At 36.1% G+C, this 18275-nt stretch carries 12 protein-coding genes and 2 tRNA genes; 4 read left to right on the top strand and 10 right to left on the bottom strand.

The features are described 5' to 3' along the window. Positions 1-4: 4 nt before the first annotated feature. Together rpoB and H3T43_RS04895 are read right to left on the bottom strand one after the other, a co-directional pair. A complete protein-coding gene (gene rpoB / locus H3T43_RS04900; protein ID WP_034980491.1) occupies positions 5-3643 on the bottom strand; it encodes a DNA-directed RNA polymerase subunit beta in 3639 nt (1212 codons plus the stop codon). A 210-nt stretch (positions 3644-3853) separates the two neighbouring features. Next, positions 3854-6346: an ATP-dependent Clp protease ATP-binding subunit gene (locus H3T43_RS04895; protein WP_198213040.1), complete on the bottom strand. Its 2493-nt coding sequence runs from the start codon at positions 6344-6346 to the stop codon at positions 3854-3856. Between the two features lie 707 nt (positions 6347-7053). On the opposite strand from H3T43_RS04895, the gene H3T43_RS04890 reads away from it, so the two are divergent. Both H3T43_RS04890 and H3T43_RS04885 read left to right on the top strand, forming a co-directional pair. Next, a complete protein-coding gene (locus H3T43_RS04890) occupies positions 7054-7785 on the top strand; it encodes a type II toxin-antitoxin system death-on-curing family toxin (protein ID WP_198213038.1) in 732 nt (243 codons plus the stop codon). 48 nt (positions 7786-7833) lie between these two features. Beyond that, positions 7834-7998: a hypothetical protein gene (locus tag H3T43_RS04885; protein WP_156962767.1), complete on the top strand. Its 165-nt coding sequence runs from the start codon at positions 7834-7836 to the stop codon at positions 7996-7998. Between the two features lie 710 nt (positions 7999-8708). Here H3T43_RS04885 and H3T43_RS04880 read toward each other — a convergent pair. Together H3T43_RS04880 and H3T43_RS04875 are read right to left on the bottom strand one after the other, a co-directional pair. Next, a tRNA-Pro gene (locus H3T43_RS04880) sits at positions 8709-8782 on the bottom strand. 44 nt (positions 8783-8826) lie between these two features. Beyond that, a tRNA-Gly gene (locus tag H3T43_RS04875) sits at positions 8827-8898 on the bottom strand. A gap of 193 nt (positions 8899-9091) precedes the next feature. Between H3T43_RS04875 and H3T43_RS09550 the strand changes: the two genes are divergently transcribed. Both H3T43_RS09550 and H3T43_RS09545 read left to right on the top strand, forming a co-directional pair. After that, positions 9092-9457: a DUF2785 domain-containing protein gene (locus H3T43_RS09550; RefSeq protein WP_198213036.1), complete on the top strand. Its 366-nt coding sequence runs from the start codon at positions 9092-9094 to the stop codon at positions 9455-9457. Between the two features lie 53 nt (positions 9458-9510). Then, positions 9511-9906 carry a DUF2785 domain-containing protein gene (locus H3T43_RS09545; protein ID WP_198213204.1) on the top strand — a complete coding sequence of 132 codons (396 nt, stop codon included), beginning with the start codon at positions 9511-9513 and terminating at the stop codon, positions 9904-9906. 33 nt (positions 9907-9939) lie between these two features. Here H3T43_RS09545 and lysS read toward each other — a convergent pair whose 3' ends face one another. The 6 genes from lysS to ftsH form a co-directional block, all read right to left on the bottom strand. Then, a complete protein-coding gene (gene lysS / locus H3T43_RS04860) occupies positions 9940-11481 on the bottom strand; it encodes a lysine--tRNA ligase (protein ID WP_198213034.1) in 1542 nt (513 codons plus the stop codon). Between the two features lie 17 nt (positions 11482-11498). Then, complete coding sequence (dusB, locus tag H3T43_RS04855; protein WP_198213032.1) at positions 11499-12518, bottom strand: tRNA dihydrouridine synthase DusB; 1020 nt, start codon at positions 12516-12518, stop codon at positions 11499-11501. A 113-nt stretch (positions 12519-12631) separates the two neighbouring features. Continuing rightward, on the bottom strand, positions 12632-13258 hold the full coding sequence (locus tag H3T43_RS04850; protein WP_198213030.1) for a histidine phosphatase family protein: 627 nt from the start codon (positions 13256-13258) through the stop codon (positions 12632-12634). A gap of 115 nt (positions 13259-13373) precedes the next feature. Next, positions 13374-14954, bottom strand: a complete 1581-nt coding sequence (locus H3T43_RS04845) for an ABC transporter ATP-binding protein (RefSeq protein ID WP_198213028.1) — start codon at positions 14952-14954, stop codon at positions 13374-13376. 70 nt (positions 14955-15024) lie between these two features. Beyond that, on the bottom strand, positions 15025-15900 hold the full coding sequence (gene hslO / locus H3T43_RS04840) for an Hsp33 family molecular chaperone HslO (protein WP_198213026.1): 876 nt from the start codon (positions 15898-15900) through the stop codon (positions 15025-15027). A gap of 47 nt (positions 15901-15947) precedes the next feature. Continuing rightward, a complete protein-coding gene (gene ftsH, locus H3T43_RS04835; protein ID WP_187153877.1) occupies positions 15948-18206 on the bottom strand; it encodes an ATP-dependent zinc metalloprotease FtsH in 2259 nt (752 codons plus the stop codon). Positions 18207-18275: the final 69 nt, after the last annotated feature.

The raw sequence follows: 18275 nt of genomic DNA, 5'->3' as shown, positions 1-18275 counted from the left end.
CTACTTATTGAGAAATCTTATTATCATCGTCTGATTGATCTATAGGTACATTAGATTCCTCTGTCTCCGTTTCATCATCTTCGGAATCAGCGGTTTCTTCGGCTAACTTCTTCCGTTGTTGCTCTTCCGCCATCTTGGACAGGGTGTCGATATTCAAATGCTCATTTGAATCATCATCCATGTCACGCAATTCAATTTCTTTATGATTCATATCAAGAACACGTATATCCAGTCCTAATGATTGCAGTTCTTTAACAAGAACGCGGAATGATTCTGGGACACCAGGTTTAGGAATTCTTTCTCCTTTAACAATTGCCTCATATGCTTTTACACGACCAACAACATCGTCTGATTTGTAAGTCAATATTTCCTGCAGAGTATAAGCTGCACCATATGCTTCGAGTGCCCAAACTTCCATTTCACCGAAACGCTGACCACCAAATTGTGCTTTACCTCCAAGAGGTTGTTGAGTAACTAATGAGTAAGGCCCAATTGATCGTGCATGAATCTTATCATCAACCATGTGAGTTAATTTCAGATAATGCATTATACCGACAGAAACACGGTTATGGAATGGCTCACCTGTGCGTCCATCATAAAGAACAGTTTTACCATCTTTATCAATACCAGCCTTATGAACTGTGTCCCAAACATCGTCTTCGCTAGCACCATCAAATACTGGTGTTGCTACATGAATACCTAAGTTAGCTGCAGCACGACCAAGGTGCAATTCCAAAAGCTGACCAATATTCATACGTGAAGGAACACCCATTGGGTTCAAACAAATGTCTACTGGTGTACCATCTGGCAAGTATGGCATATCCTCTTCGGGAACAACTGCAGCAACAGTACCTTTGTTACCGTGTCGACCAGACATCTTATCACCGACTTGGATTTTTCTCTTTTGTGCAATATATACACGAACCAATGTATTGACACCTGGAGATAGTTCGTCACCATTTTCTCTGGTATAAACTTTGACATCGCGGACAATACCGCCACCACCGTGAGGAACACGCAGTGATGTATCACGAACTTCACGGGCTTTTTCACCAAAGATAGCATGAAGAAGTCTTTCTTCTGCTGATAGTTCAGTAACACCTTTAGGTGTCACTTTACCAACCAAAATATCTCCGTCATGTACTTCGGCACCTACACGAACAATACCTTGACCATCAAGATCTTTAAGTGCATCTTCACCAACATTTGGCAATTCACGGGTGATTTCTTCAGGCCCAAGCTTAGTGTCTCTAGCTTCTGATTCATAATCTTCAATACTTATTGAAGTATAAACATCATCTTTAACAAGCCTTTCAGAAAGCATGATGGCATCTTCGTAGTTATACATGTTCCATGTCATAAATGCTATAACAGGGTTTTGACCAAGAGCCAGCTCACCATGATCCATTGTCGGACCATTAGCAATAACTTCACCTTCTACAACTTTATCACCCAAGTTAACGTTAGGAGTCTGGTTATATGATTTCGAGTTATTTGAACGACGATATTTTTCAAGTGTATATTTATCTAATGTGCTGTCATCACGTCTAACTCTGATTGTATTGGCATCAACGTATTCAACGGTACCAGCAGCTTTTGCCAAAACAGCAGCTCCTGAATCATGAGCCGCACGATATTCCATACCAGTGCCAACAAGTGAACTATGAGGATTAATCAAAGGTGCAGCTTGTCTTTGCTGGTTAGCTCCCATCAAAGCACGGTTAGAGTCATCGTTTTCCAAAAACGGAATACATGCAGAGGCAACTGAAACAACCTGCTTAGGAATAACGTCCATGTAATCAATTTTATCTGGACTGACTTCGACGTTATCTTCTTTATGACGTGCTAAAACAAGATCATCTTTAAATGAACCGTCTGGATTAAGTGGAGTATTAGCACCAGCAATAATATAGTTATCTTCAACATCAGCTGTAAGATAATCAATCTTGTTAGTAACTTTGTGTGTCTTCCAGGAAACACGACGGTATGGTGTCTCAATAAAACCGTATTTGTTAATCACTGCATATGTAGCCAGTGAGTTAATCAAACCAATGTTTGGACCTTCAGGAGTTTCAATAGGACATAAACGACCATATTGGGTATAGTGAACATCACGCACTTCGTATCCTGCACGATCACGAGTTAAACCACCAGGCCCTAAAGCTGACATACGACGCTTATGCGTTAATTCTCCTAACGGGTTATGCTGGTCCATAAATTGTGACAATTGTGATGAACCAAAGAATTCTTTGATGCTGGCAACAATCGGCCTAATATTAATCAATTGTTGTGGTGTAACGGTTGAAGGATCCTGAATTGACATTCTTTCTCTTACAACACGTTCCATACGAGCCAAACCAATTCTAAATTGATTCTGCAATAATTCGCCTACACGACGAATACGACGGTTACCAAGGTGATCAATATCATCGGTTGTACCAATTTCATCTTGTAATAGGAAGAAATAATTAATTGATGCCAAAACGTCAGCCGGTGTCAGATATTTAACTTTCTTATCAATATGACCATTAGAAATCAATTTGACAACACGTTCTGGATTTACTTTAGAGTAAACTTTTATTTCTTGTACGTTAATTGGATCAGGTAACACGCCTTCTTGAGATGGCTGGTAAGTAACCATTTTAAAGTCATCACGGTCAAGATACTTTTCAAGTGTGTCCATTACTTCATGAGTCACAACAGTACCTTTTTTCGCAATAATTTCACCAGTATCCGGATCTGCTAGCGTTTCAGCCAAAGTTTGACCATATAAGCGACTCTTTAAAGATAACTTTTTATTAACTTTGTAGCGACCAACAGGTGCTAAATCGTAACGACGTGGATCAAAGAAACGTGCATAAAGAAGTGATCTTGAAGAATCAGTTGTTTTTGGTTCACCAGGACGAAGACGTTCATAAATATCCTTTAACGCTTCAGCTACACGAGAATCAGCGGGGTTTTTATGGACATCCTTATCCAAAGTAAATTGTAAAGTATCACTTTGGCCAAAAACATCTAAAATTTCATCATCTGAGCCAATTCCAAGAGCCCTGACTAAAACTGTCAGAGGCAATTTACGAGTACGGTCAACGCGAACATAAGATACATTTTTAGCATCAGTTTCATATTCAAGCCAGGCGCCACGGTTAGGAATTACGGTAGTACCAAAGATTTGACGGCCATTTTTATCATAATCACCAGAATAATAGACGCTTGGAGATCTAACCAACTGAGAAACGATAACTCTTTCAGCACCATTAATAATAAATGAACCGGATTCAGTCATTAAAGGTAAATCACCGAAGAAAACATCCTGAGTTTTGATTTCACCGGTTTTTTGATTAGTTAATTTTAAAGTCACGTGCATCGGAGCAGCATAAGTTGCATCATGGTCACGTGCTTCGTCAACAGTATATTTTGGCTTTTGCAGTTTATAGCCCAAATATTCCAGGGAAAGCTTACCTGAAAAGTCACTAATTGGCATAATATCGTCAAAAACGTCTTTAATACCTTCATCCAAAAACCATTGGTATGATTCGGTTTGAACATCTGTCAAATTAGGCAGATCCAGCACTTCTTTAATGCGGGAAAAGCTACGTCTTGTCCGATGTTTGCCAAAATTCACTACGTGTCCGTTTAACAAGGAGAAAACACCCTTTCTGTCAGAGAAAGCTAATATTACATTTTGATTACAAATTCAAAAAGCCGGAATTTTATGCATAAAAAAGACAAAAACAACAAATGTCGTTTTTGTCCATTATTATTTTGCTGGACAATAGATCAGCAAAATCCTGAAAATCAGCCTTTTAATCACGCACTACTATAACAAACTATTACAAGTGTGTCAATTAATTTACTTCGCTCCTACTAAGTTATTTTCTTTATCAATATCAAATTTTAAATGATTATGACTACAACCAATTTTAAGAATATCGCCACTATTAAGATCACCCTTGATTAACATTGTGGCAATTTCATCCTCAATATCCTTTTGAATTGCACGTCTCAGCGGTCTTGCACCCATTTCAGGATTATAACCATCTTTTGCAATTTTATCGAGTGCTGCACGAGAAATTCTTAATTGAACTCCCTGTTTATGCAAGCGATCTATTAGTTTACGAGTTAATAGAGTAACAATTTGACGTAACTGTTTTTGATTGAGTTCATCAAAAATGACTGTTTCGTCTATTCTATTCAAAAACTCAGGTCTAAAGAATTGCTTTAGTGCTTCGCGTACGCGATCCTGACGTAATTTTACTTGACTAGTATTATCAGCATTAAATCCTACAGCCTTAGTTTCAAATAGTGAACGGGATCCTAGATTAGAAGTCATAATAATAATAGTATTTTTAAAGTCTATTTTACGTCCTTTGGAATCAGTTAAAAAACCATCTTCCAAAACTTGTAACAGCAAATTAAATACATCTGGATGCGCCTTTTCTACTTCATCAAATAGTATTACAGAATATGGATGACGACGAACTTGCTCAGTCAACTGACCGCCTTCATCATAACCTACATATCCCGGAGCAGAACCAATTAGCTTGCTGTTAGCAATTTGATCCATATATTCTGACATATCGATTCTAATTAAATTGTTTTCAGAACCAAATATGGCTGCGGCAATTGCTTTTGCCAATTCAGTTTTACCAACACCTGTCGGTCCTAAAAACAAGAAGGAACCAATTGGTCGATTTTCATCTTTAATGCCGCTGCGACTACGGCGAACTGCCCGACTGACAGCAGAAACAGCTTTTTCCTGACCAATAATCCTCTTATGCAAGTCTTTTTCTAGGTTGGCTAAGTGCTTGGTTTCATCACGATTCATCTGGGTAACTGGAACACCTGTCCAATTCGAAACAACTTTCGCAACATCTTCTGGTTGCACTATGGCATTCTTATTAGTTGCCAAATCGAATTTGGCCGATAGTTTGTCCTGCCTTCTTTGTAAGCTATTTTGTCTTTCCTGGAGTTGTGCAGCCTTTGCAAAGTTCTGATTAACGGCAGCACGATTCTTTTCACTAATAACCTTTTCAATTTGGTCATTAATTTGCAGCAATTGGTTATTCGAGCCTTTTCCTGACTTGATTTTAACGGCAGCACTAGCCTCATCAATTAGATCAATTGCTTTATCCGGTAAGTAACGATCAGAAATGTAGCGGCTTGAAAGATCAACAGCATTTTCTAATGCAGATTGTGATATTTTTACGTGATGAAATTTCTCATACTTTGGCTTCAGACCGTTTAAAATAGCCAGCGTTTCAGTGCGAGAAGGTTCATTTAAACGTACAATTTGAAAACGACGTGCTAATGCTTGATCCTTTTCAACGTATTTTTGATATTCATCAAAAGTTGTGGCACCAATCATTTGAATATCGCCTCTAGCTAAAGATGGCTTTAGAATATTAGCCGCATCAATTGATCCTTCAGCTCCACCTGCTCCAATCAAAGTATGCATTTCATCTACAAAAAGAATGATGTTGCCATTTGCAGTGATTTCTTTAATGATTTTTTTCATTCGATCTTCAAATTCACCACGGTATTTAGTGCCGGCAACAAGACCACCTAAATCAAGTGATACCACTTGCTTTTTTAATAAATCGTGTGGAACTTTTTTAGCAACAATTGCAGTCGCTATTGCTTCAGCAACAGCGGTTTTGCCAACTCCTGGTTCCCCAATTAAAACTGGATTATTTTTATTTCGCCGAGATAAAATTTCAATTACTCGAGCTACCTCACGATCACGGCCAATAACTGGATCTATTTCAGCATTTTCAGCCCTCTTGTTTAAATTGACCGAAACCTGATCAAGAGTTGGTGTACTTGAATTTCTACTAGTGCTTTCTTCAGAGCCGTTAAAACTGGACCAATTATTGTCATCAGATTGATCGCCTTCATCCATGTCTTGTTCGTCTTCGCCTAAACTGTGTAAAATGTCATTACGCAGACCATCAAGATCAATATTTAAATTGCGCAGTATTACAGACGCCAATATTTGTTCATTGAGCACCATACCTAATAGAATGTGGCAGGTTCTAATTTTAGAGGAACCTTCACGTTCTGCCAAAGTGCCGGCGTATGCCAAAACCATGCTAAGGCGCGGTGACATTTGCATATAACTGGTTTTGCCAGCTGAACCATAGCCTGTATAACGTTCAATTTCTTCACGAATCGCTTTCGGTGTTGCACCCCAAGCCCGCAGATTCTTGCCGGCTTCACCATCAGATTCAATTACCATCGCAAGTAGTACGTGTTCAGTACCAATTAAACGATGATGAAAATTCTGTGCTTGTTCACGTGCAATTTCTAATACTTGATTTGCACTGGTTGTATAAGATTTTTTCATCATTGCACCACCTTTAAAAATGACGTGTATACACTATAAACCTTTTTGACAATTTGTAAAATATTCTGTTTGAAACAGTCTTCACTGTCAAAAAACTTTGAAATCATTATATCAAAGACAGACACATCGTGCGACCCAATCCTCCTTTATTATTTAAATTAGAAATAATTTTTTCAACATAATATTTATGTAAGTATACAAGTTGTCTGTTATAGCCTCCACAAACTAAAAATTTTCATACTAGCAAAAAGTAAATTATCAGTATGAGATTGTAACTGCATATTATCGGGAAAACAGATATTGTACTCAGTTCTTAAAATACCTTTATACCAACGATTATAGCAATAATTTCGACATATGAAGTCGATTTTAGCCTTTCCTAACGTATAAGATATTTCATACATTGAAGAATACTAACCATTAAGTTAAAAAACTATAAAATAATTAATTACAGCTGGTTATGCTAACAAATGTTGCCCTAATCTAAAAATAAATGTATTGTTTTCACTCAATAAAATTCAATATATTTATTTCATTAAACTAGCTTTTATAGCTGTTTTTTTATATTATTGCTTTGAGTTGATTCTAAATGGTTAGTGACAAGAATTTATACTCGAGAACTAAACAGAAGAAGTTATAATGCCAATACGCTTCCTAAAGATAATGATAAAATTTGAACATAATATAATTTTTATATGAGAAACAGTATGCAAAGATTTCACTATAAAAACCAAGAATATGATGGACTTGTAATTTTTCCTTTTGATCCCAACGCAAAAGATAATACAATGCAATTAAATGAATTTGCTGAAATAATTGGTGAAGGACTGCTTACCAAAGAAAAGTGGAAACCAATACCTACCGAAAGCAATAGGAATAAGATAGTGCCAAATGAAGATGGTACATCAATTATGGCAATTCCAACTTTAAATGGTTTAAAGAAGTTACTGGCTATAGCTCAGCCGATAAGTTATTTAACAGTAAAACGAACTTGTGAACTAAACTTTAAATCTCAAGAAATTTTTAATGAAGAATCATATAGCGGTGACTATTATTTAAAAGAGCCTGGCATAATTGAAAACTTATTATACAGAGTTGAGAATTCAATTGTTTTCGGAGAAAATCGTCTACCAACAATAATCACTAAAGCTGCTAGTCTATGGTATACAATCGCCAGATACCAGGCATTTAGCAATGGGAACAAAAGAACAGCTTTATTAGCAACTGTAGACTTTTTGCAAAATAATTTTTTGATCTTTAATTTAGGGCCAAAAACGGACTTAGAAAAACAGCTCTATAACGTTTCTCTTAAAATTGCTAATGATGAATATTCGGAAGAAAACGTCAAATTATTTATTAAGGACCATGTTATAGTAGATTTTGATATGCTTAATTACCTTATAACTTACGTTCCACAGTTTAAAATAATAGACAGTTGAATTTAATTGTGGTAATTTGTAGAATTAGGAAGGTAGGAGGATAACATCATGGAAAATAAATTTAGATTAATTTCTCCTTCTGAAGAACAAATCAGAAAATCATCTAGGCCTAGAAGTAAACAAGAAGAACAACTTATACATGAATATAGAAATAATCAGATTCAGAATAATAAACCTTTAATACGAGTTTTAAAAAGGTTGAGTAAAACTTAAATAATATAGTCGAGTTAATAACTCGGCTATTTTTATGCACAAAAAACTATAGATAATGAAATGATATGAAACATAAACTGAATGTAAAACAACAAAAGTTTTGAGATGAGTTCAATTAGGAGTAGTATTGCAGCAAAAACCCGTTACAGCTATTGAGGGAATGTTCTGTTGAAAATGAAAACCTTAAAAAACCAAAACGTTTTTCCTTAAAGCAAATTTAGTCTAAAGTAAAGGCTTAAATAAAAAAGCTGTAGTACACAGAATAGTATTGCGGCTTTTTTTTAGTAACCTAAATGAAGGGTTAAGATTCATCCTTTTTTGAGCTCTAGTAAAATTGCCAATAAACTCATCAATCGCTGTGTGCTTTAAATCGTAATAGCATAATTGTTTATAACCAATATTCTCCACTATATTACGATTGAGTTTATCAAGTATATACACTCCAATTAAAACTCTTTTTTGATTTTCTGAACAACTTTCAATTTACTTGTTATTCCTTGAAATTACCGATGTATCAACGCCTTTTACTATGAAACCATTCTATTTTAGTTAAATATCTAAGATTAGCTCACTTGCACGTCTGCTTAAAATATGAAGTCTAATATGAAGTTTTTCAGTTCATTTTGAGCTAGTTTCAGAAAACTTGAAAAAACAAAAATGCCTTTATACCAGCGTATAAGCTATCTGATATAAAGGCAAAATCTTCTTTATCGGGAAAACAGGATTCGAACCTGCGACCTCTACGTCCCGAACGTAGCGCTCTACCAAGCTGAGCTATTTCCCGTTTATTAAAAAAACTCACCAAAAGTGGTGAGTCTTTTTCTTGAGAGCGGAAGACGGGATTCGAACCCGCGACCCCCACCATGGCAAGGTGATGTTCTACCACTGAACTACTTCCGCAAGACAGATATTATTATAGCAAACCAATCTAAATTTGCAACCTTTTTTATTAAAAAAATCGCTGAAATGAGCATCCTAACAGGAAAACTAACCTTGTGAGAATTTCTAAAACATAATTTCCGATAAGTGATACTATTCAGTTATACACAATATTAAATTTTAGAATCATTAGTGTAGAAAAGAGGCTACAAAATTGCAAAAAGGACTGGAAAAACTGGTTAATTTAGATTCTGGAAAAATCACTTTTAAAGATAGTCAAATCGACTATATGTTGCAAAATATCGGAAATCTTGACCCACATCTTCGTGATGATGTTGTTTATACGCTTTTTGCTCGTGGTTTTCTTGAAAGTTCACTTATATCAGAACAGAAAGCAAAGATTGTTACCAGTTTTATCAATTCAAAAAGTCTGTTTAAGGGTATCGAACAGCCAGAAAATGATTTAGTTTTTCTCAGAACATTCAGTGCATTACTGGGTTCTCTAATTTTAGAGGACGATAAAAAATATTCTATTTTAGATACAACTGAACGAAATACTATTTTTAATTGGAGTATTTGAAGGCAGAAAAAGACTTTCGCGGATATGTTAAAGATAAGGGCTAGGCTCATAGCATTGCTCATGGTAGCGACTTTCTAGGTTCCACTTTTAGTCATCCAGATTTTATGGCAAATAATACTGCTGATATTTTTGCCATAATTGAAACAATCTTTCAAAATATGCAAGGACCCTTTATAGATGATGAGGAGCAACGATTAGCTTTTGCCTTTTTTCAAGGTGTTTATTTTGGCAAAATACCAGCTAGTGATTTTAATTCTTTTGTGAGTTGCTTTAACAAGCGAATCTATGGTCAACTTGATCAAGACGAGCGTATTAGTTGGTTTCGAATAATTTCTTGGTTTAAGTTACTGCAAAACTGGTATTTTTATTTTTCTGGTAATAAGCTTATTCAAGATAAGTTGCTTGAAAAAATCATTGACTATAACAAATACATGGGATTTTCAATTTAAACAAAAAATAAGACCAAATTAATGGTCTTATTTTTAATTACTTTTTTTCTTCAGATCTTCTTTAACTTCACGGTCAATATCTTCAACCTTCTCAGGACGCATAGTTGGGAAAAGTAACACGTCCCTAATAGCAGGTGCATCTGTCAAAAGCATCACCAATCTATCAATTCCGATACCCAATCCACCTGTTGGCGGCATGCCGTACTCCATAGCACGCAAATAATCTTCATCAATCATATCAGCTTCATCGTTTCCGGCTTCACGTTCTGCCATTTGCGCTTCAAAACGTTCACGCTGGTCATCTGGATCATTTAATTCAGAAAAGGCATTACCATATTCTTCGCCCATGATGTAGATTTCAAAACGATCAGTGAAGCGTGGATCATCGACATTTTTCTTAGCCAATGGTGAAATTTCAACTGGATGACCATATACAAATGTTGGGTCAACAATTGTTTCTTCACAATACTTCTCAAAGAAAGCATTGATGATATGACCCACTTTCCAGAAGTTTTCAACCTTAATATCGTGGTCTTCAGCAATTTTGGTTGCTTCTTCAACGCTCATCTTTTGCCAAAAATCAACACCAGTCTTCTCTTTAATCATATCTACCATATGAACGCGTCGGAAAGGTTTGCCCAAATCAATGTTTGTACCCTGATAAGTAACTTTACCATCTTCTGATACGACTTTGGCAGCTGCACGAATAATGCCTTCGGCTTCATCCATGACATCGTGAAAATCCCAATAGGCACAGTAAGTCTCAAGTTCGGTGAATTCAGGGTTATGGTGAGTATCAATACCTTCATTTCTAAATACACGGCCGATTTCATAAACTCTTTCCATGTCACCAACGATCAAACGTTTCAATGGCAGTTCAAGGGCAATTCTCATATAAAGGTTAATATCTAAAGCATTATGATGAGTAATGAATGGACGAGCTTCTGCTCCACCTGGAATATTATGCAAAACAGGCGTTTCAACTTCCAAAAAGTCCTTGCTGTTTAAATAATCACGGATAGCTTGGATAATTTTAGTTCGATTTACAAAACGCTCGTAACTTTCACGGTTGGTAATTAAATCGAGATAGCGTTGGCGATAAATTTGTTCAACATCTTTCAAGCCGTGATATTTTTCAGGCAAAGGACGCAAAGCCTTTGATAAAAAGGTGACATGAGTAGCACGGATTGTCAATTCGCCCGTGTCAGTTTTCATAACTTCACCGTCAATACCTAAGAAATCACCGATATCTGACTTCTTGAAAATCTTGTAGTTATCTTCGCCAACAATATCTTTACGAACATAAATCTGTACTTTACCTGTGCGATCATATAAATCAGCGAATCCAACTTTGCCCTTACCTCTTTTAGCCAGCATTCTACCTGCTATTTTAGTCTTAGGCAATTCTTCATTCAGTTCATCTTTGTCATCTTGAGCGTATTTTTTATTCAATGACCGAGCTAAATCTTGTCGATCAAACTTTCTCATTCCAAAAGGTTCGATGCCGTTCTCTCTTAATTCATCTAATTTTTGGCGTCGAACAATTAATTGGTCATTCATTTCATTTTTAGCCAATTATATTTCCTCCATTATTATTTAACTTCACTTCTGGCAGCCTTTTGCTTTTGTCTTTTTTCATAGTCTGCAACAAAATTATCAAGCAAATCATAAACTTCTTGTGCTGTCCAAACCTCATTTATTTTAGCACGAGTACGTGCAGAGCGGGGAACTCCCTTTAAATAATAGGCAGCTTGTTGACGAAATTCAGGTACAGCAATTTTTTCCCCCTTTAATTTAACCAATCCGTTAAGCTGGTGCTTGGCAGTTGCTACACGTTCACGCACTGTTTGTGGTGCAAGTTTCTCTCCAGTCTCCAAATAGTGCACCATGTTCTTAATAATCCAAGGATTTCCTAATGCCGCACGACCAACCATAACTGCAGTTGATCCGATTTCATCAAGCGCCTTCTTTGCCAGTTCTGGTGTTGCAACATCGCCATTAGCAACAAAAGGAATATCTAGCACTTGAGCTACATCATGCAACGTTTCCCAATCAGCTTCTCCCATGTACATTTGCTTACGGGTTCTGCCGTGCATTGCGATCATGCTGGCACCTGCTTCTTGAGCAGCTAAAGCATTTTCAACTGCAAAAATATGCTTGCGATCCCAGCCAATGCGCATTTTCACAGAAACTGGCTTTTGCACATTTTGTACAACTTTATGCACCATTTGGTAAATTTTATTAGAATCAAGGAGCCATTTAGAACCTGCATCTGTTTTAGTAACCTTGGGAACCGGACATCCCATGTTAATATCAATAATATCTGCAGCAGTATGCTGGTCAATATATTGTGCTGCTTCAAGTAATGTATCCTCAGTCCCACCGAATATTTGAATACTCATAGGATGTTCTCGCGGATCGACTTTCATCATTGACATAGTTTTCTTATTACGATAAATGATGCCATGATCCGAGATCATTTCACAAACAACTAACCCAGCCCCAAATTCCTTACAAATCATTCTAAAAGCAGAATTTGAAACTCCAGCCATTGGAGCAACCACAACACGATTGGGAATAGTTATATCACGAATTTTCCAACTATTATCCACTAAATCACCCTTTCAAAACACCATAATATCTTAACAAAAAGGATTCTATAAGCAAAATTCATGGTACTTTTCGTAATAAAAAGTTAACCCTTGATATCTATATAAATCTTTAATTACTTTTCGATAAAAAATTTTCCAGGTGCAACTCTATTATAATAACGCAAAAACGGTTTTTTGCTAGCTTCATCAACTGAAATGTTAATTACACCAGCATTTTGTATTTCACCAACCAAAGTTATTTTGGGGATGCCTAAAACATTCTGAACCAATGAACGAGAAGCTGTTCCGTGAAAGACCAATAAAACTGACTCGTCTTTGTGATTATTGATTAAGTCATGCCAGAAATCCATTAATCTATTTGCTAAATGTTGGTATGTTTCTCCTGTACAATAATCACTATAATTTTCTTTAAAATAGCCTAATTCATCAAATACTTGAGGATATTTTTCAATTATATCTTGTACATCTTGACCATCCCAGTTGCCGTAGTTCATTTCGGTTAAACGGTCGTCAACAATAATTTCATGCTTTCCCTGGTTTAGAATTTCTGCAGTTTCACGGGCTCTTTTTAAAGGACTACTATACACACAATCAATTTTATTAATATCAAAACTATCTCTTAAATTTTCTGCCTGTTTTTTACCTTTTTCATTCAGTGGTAGATTTGTTCCTGACCCGTTAATACCAAAAGTTTTATTAGTATCTGTTTGGCCGTGACGAACAATATACACATTCAGCATTTAATTTTCTCCTTTTCTTTTCATTCATCTCTTTCATTATAGCAAAATTGGTGCTGACCGCATCTTTAATCTTAAAAAACCTGTGAACTATAATGCTATTTGGTTGAAACTTAAGTTAGTCTTTTTTAAGATTAACAACTTCATCATAATATTTCAATTCTGCAAAACGGTGTACAACACTAATTATTGTAGCATTCGGTAAATATTTTTTTATCATTCGGTAAACAATAGTGATTGTATTTTCATCTAAATTACTGGTAAATTCATCTAGCAGTATTATTTGTGGGTTTGATACAATTGCCCTTAAAAATAAAATTTTTTGCTTTTCGCCACCAGAAATTTTATTTTTAAAATCTCCAGGTGTCTTAGCTGTTAAGTCTTTTTCAGTATGAATCAATGTTTTTAAATTGATTTCTTCAATCAATTTGAAGACTTCTTCAATTGCAACTTTATTATTTGGATAACAAATGTTAGCCATAATTGAGCGATTAAATAATTGAGCACTCTGAGGTAAATATAATAATTTCGGCTGCTTGGCAAAAGGCAAAATAATTTGTCCGGATTGTGGTTGATAGAAACCAGTTAAAAGTTTAAGCAGCGTACTTTTACCAGTTCCATTTGGTCCTGCTAATGCAGTCATTTTACCTTTTTTAAATTCTAAATCCAAATTTTGGAAAACGTCTTGCTTATTTTTATAGGAATAGCTGATTTGCTTAAAAGCAATTGTTTTTGCATTTTGATCAAACTTAAAAGCTGACAAATTTTTAGCCGCATTTTTCCCGTATTCCAGTTCCGACAGACCAGAACGAATTCTGTTGAGAAATTCTTCAATCGCTAAATACTGGGTGCCAAAACCAGACAAATTAACAATAGAATATAACAGAATCAGGATCAAAGAGAGTGCCTGATTTTCTTTAGTGCCAATTAAAAATTGCCCTAAAACCGTAATAATGCATGCCAAAATCACAATTAAAAATTGCTGGAACAGAGAAGCTTCGTTAGTAATTTTTTGAACTTTGATAAAAGTGTTTTGTTCATCATTCAAGATTTTATCCATATTCTGTTCTTCAAAGTCTTTAGAATTAGTTGCTAAAATCGTTTCTATGTTACTGTAATAATCAATGATATATTCATTGACTTTTGAAGCACTTTTTAATGATGCCGCAACATTATCCCTATTTTTTCGCGCCATCCACACCGAAATCAACATATAACTAACAAAGAAAAATAAATATAAAAAACCCACAAAGATATTTTGTATACTTAACATTATTGTGTACATAATAAGCATAACAGACATTTGCACTACAACTCCTAGTCCGGATTGCTCCAACTCTCGACATGCAAATGAAACATCTTTAATGTAGCTTTGAACCTTTCCCACTGGTTTATCAGAAAAGTAGCTAAAAGGCTTATTAACAACTGACTCCCATAAAATTTGTTTAGAAAACTTTCTTACAGCCTGAATAAATGAATTATTACAACTATTTATTAACGGCATCATCATCAAAGAGACAGCCAGGGCGAGTACTAATAATATTTGACAATTTGTGCTTAAATGGGCCTGAAATAATTCAGTAATCAAATACGGTTGTGCAAAATACACGGCATAGGCAAGAAAAAGAAACACGCAAAAAAGTGCTATTTTTGGTATTCTAATTCTATTAATTACCTGTCGTAGATATTTCCCAACCAATTTTCTTTCCCTTCAAAATTCTAACTAAAATAAACCAAAACATACTTATCACTAATATGACGATAACTTATTAATTAATTTTAGTCAAAATATTTTTTAATTCTTCTTCAGAATAATGGTACTTATTGCCACAAAAACTACAAGTTAGTTCTGCTCCGTGATCTTCTTTTATCATGGCTTCTATTTGACTTTTTTTCATTGTTCCTAAAATCTTACCATACTTTTCTTTAGAACAATCACACTTGAAAGCAACTTCATCTTTTTCTAAAATCTTACAGTCATCGCCTAAAATCATGGTTGCTAATTTTTCAGGAGTCAGGCCATCCAGAAAGGCTGTAGAAAGTGCAGGTAAATTGTTGATTCTATCAATTGTTTTCGTAATTAATTGGTCTGAAGCACCAGGCAATGCTTGAAGCATGAATCCACTTGCTTCTCCAATAGTATTATTAGGATTGACAAATACAGATAAACCAACAGCTGAAGGTATTTGTTCTGATTTTGTTAAATAATAGGCAATATCTTCAGCAATTTCACCAGAAACAATAGGTACTTGACCCGTATATGGCTCCTTTAAGCCCAAGTCTTTAGTAACTTCAAGCCAACCTTCGCCAACTGCTTTTTTAACATCAATATGACCATTCTTTTTTGGTGGTAATGCAATGTGAGGATTTTTAACATAACCCTTAACAGTTAAATCTGATTTAGCCGTCACAATCGTAGAACCTACAGGTCCATTACCTAATAGTCTGATAGTCAGTTCTTCCTTATCGGTAAGTTCCGCGCCAGCTAGTAAAACCCCTGCAAGTAAACTACGTCCAAGAACGGCAGAAGAAGCTGACCAAGTATCATGACGAGTTTGTGCCTCTTGAACCAAACCTTTTGCAGTTATTGTTAACAGACGTAAGTTTTTCGATTTATCAATTGCTTTGATTAAATAATCATTCATTTTATTCTCCTAAAAAAATAGAGCCTAATTGTAGGCCCTATTAAATATTACTCTTGAGGATGATCATTTTCACTAGGTGACTGATCAGTATCATTAGAATTTTGCTTTCCGGTAGAATCTTCATTTTTAGATTCTGAAGAATTTAACTCATGCTCTTTTTCTTCTTTATCTAGCTCTGATTCTTTTGGAAATTCATTCTTTTCCGGATTCTCAGGATTACTTTCCTCTGCTTCTTCGTTCTTTTGTGCAGGTGATTCTAAAGAGTTATCTCTTTCTTCCTGTGCTTTTTCAGAATTTACGATATTCTTTTTCTGAGAATGATTTTCTTTCTTTTCAGCAGCAGCTTTAGCCTCTTCATAAGTTGAAGCCTTCGATTCGCTAGGATATTCCTGCTCAGTTTTTTCTGGCATCTTTCCAGTTGTGTAAAGAGACATAATCTGCTTTTCATCTAGAGTTTCATACTTAAGCAGAGCTTCAGCAATAATGCGATGTTTTTCGCGATTATTTTTCACAATCTCAACTGCTTTAGCGTGAGCTTCGTCAAGTAACTTCTTAACTGCTTCATCAATTTTAGCAGAAGTTGCCTCACTATAAGGTTTAAAGCCGTACGGATTGGTTTCGCCTTCTTTTTCCAGTTCTACCATACCTAATGAGTCTGTCATTCCGTAATTAACTACCATACTGTGAGCAATTTGTGTTGCTTGCTCGAAGTCGTTGGAAGCACCAGTTGATTGATCACCAACTACTACTTCTTCACCAGCACGTCCACCCATTAAGCCAACGATTTGTTCCATTAACTGTTTCTTGGTTAACAGGAATTGATCATCTTTAGGCAACATCAAGTTATAACCACCTGTCCTGCCATGAGGCACAATAGTTACTTTACGAACTGTTCTTGAATCACTTAAAACTAACCCGCAAATAGAGTGACCTGCTTCATGGAAAGCAACTCGACGTCTTTCTTTTTGAGAAATCAAGCTATTTCTCTTAGCAGGACCGGCAATAACACGATCTTCTGCTTCATCCAAATCTGCAGCAGTAATATTTGTACCATTGCGTCTTGCCGCAAGAAGGGCAGCTTCGTTAAGTAAGTTAGCCAAGTCTGCACCGACAAAACCTGGCGTCTGGCGAGCAATTTCCTTTAAGTCAACATCATCAGCCAACGGCATATTCTTGGCATGAACACGTAAAATAGCTTCACGACCGCGAACATCAGGAGTTCCAACCAAGATTTTTCTGTCGAATCTGCCAGGCCGGAGCAGGGCTGGATCCAAGACATCGGAACGGTTAGTAGCCGCAATAACAATTACGCCTTCATTACCTTCAAAACCGTCCATCTCAACTAACAACTGGTTTAAAGTTTGCTCACGTTCATCATTGCCACCGCCACTAGCGTTGCCACCACGTCTACGACCAATGGCATCAATTTCGTCAATGAAAATAATACTTGGAGCATTTTTCTTGGCATTAGTAAATAGGTCACGTACACGACTAGCACCAACACCAACAAACATTTCAACAAAGTCAGAACCTGAAATTGAGAAGAAAGGTACATTTGCTTCTCCCGCTACGGCACGAGCAAGCAACGTTTTACCAGTACCCGGAGGACCCTCAAGTAAAACACCAGACGGAATTTTAGCACCAAGTTTGGTAAATTTAGCTGGATTCTTTAAGAATTCAACCACTTCTACTAATTCCTGCTTCTCTTCTTCTTCACCAGCAACATCGGAAAAACGAACTTTATTTTTTTTGGGATCCTCAGGTTTAACGTGAGAGCGACCAAAGTTCATAATTCCACCGTTGCCACCTCGGCCACCGCCACTTTGGCTAACCATCATCCAAAGCATAACGATGAAGAGAATAGTCGGTACAAGCATCACAATTGTAGAAATCCAGTTTCCAGACTGTGACTCCCCTTGAGTCGTCATCTTAGTGCCGCTCTTCTGAGCTAATTCTTGCACATTAGAAACGCTCGAATCGTTTTGCAACATTGTAGTTGAAAAACGCGAGACTTTTGATCCTGAATTGCCGTTAAAAAAGTCAAAACTGTTTTTTGACTGGCTTTTACTTTCCTGTGTTTCCTTATAACTGCCTGAAACAGTATAAACACCATTTGCAGGCTGAACGTTAAAATTCTTAACTTTTCCTTTGCGCAAATCACTGACAAATTCGGAGTAGCTAATATTTTCACTGCTACCAGAATTATCTGATCCACCAAGTGCCCAGTTGATTCCTCCTAATAGCAAGAGGAAAACAACTATATAGAAAAGACCATTTGAAAACAGCCGATTCCGGTTATTTTTCATAAAAAACCTCCACAAAGTTTCTAGAGATATACGAATAAAAGTTTATCACAAATTTAGATTGTGCTCTAA

This window comes from Lactobacillus sp. M0396, from assembly GCF_016101625.1.
Taxonomy (GTDB): Bacteria; Bacillota; Bacilli; order Lactobacillales; family Lactobacillaceae; genus Lactobacillus; species Lactobacillus huangpiensis.
This window is presented reverse-complemented; position numbering and strand designations above follow the sequence as displayed.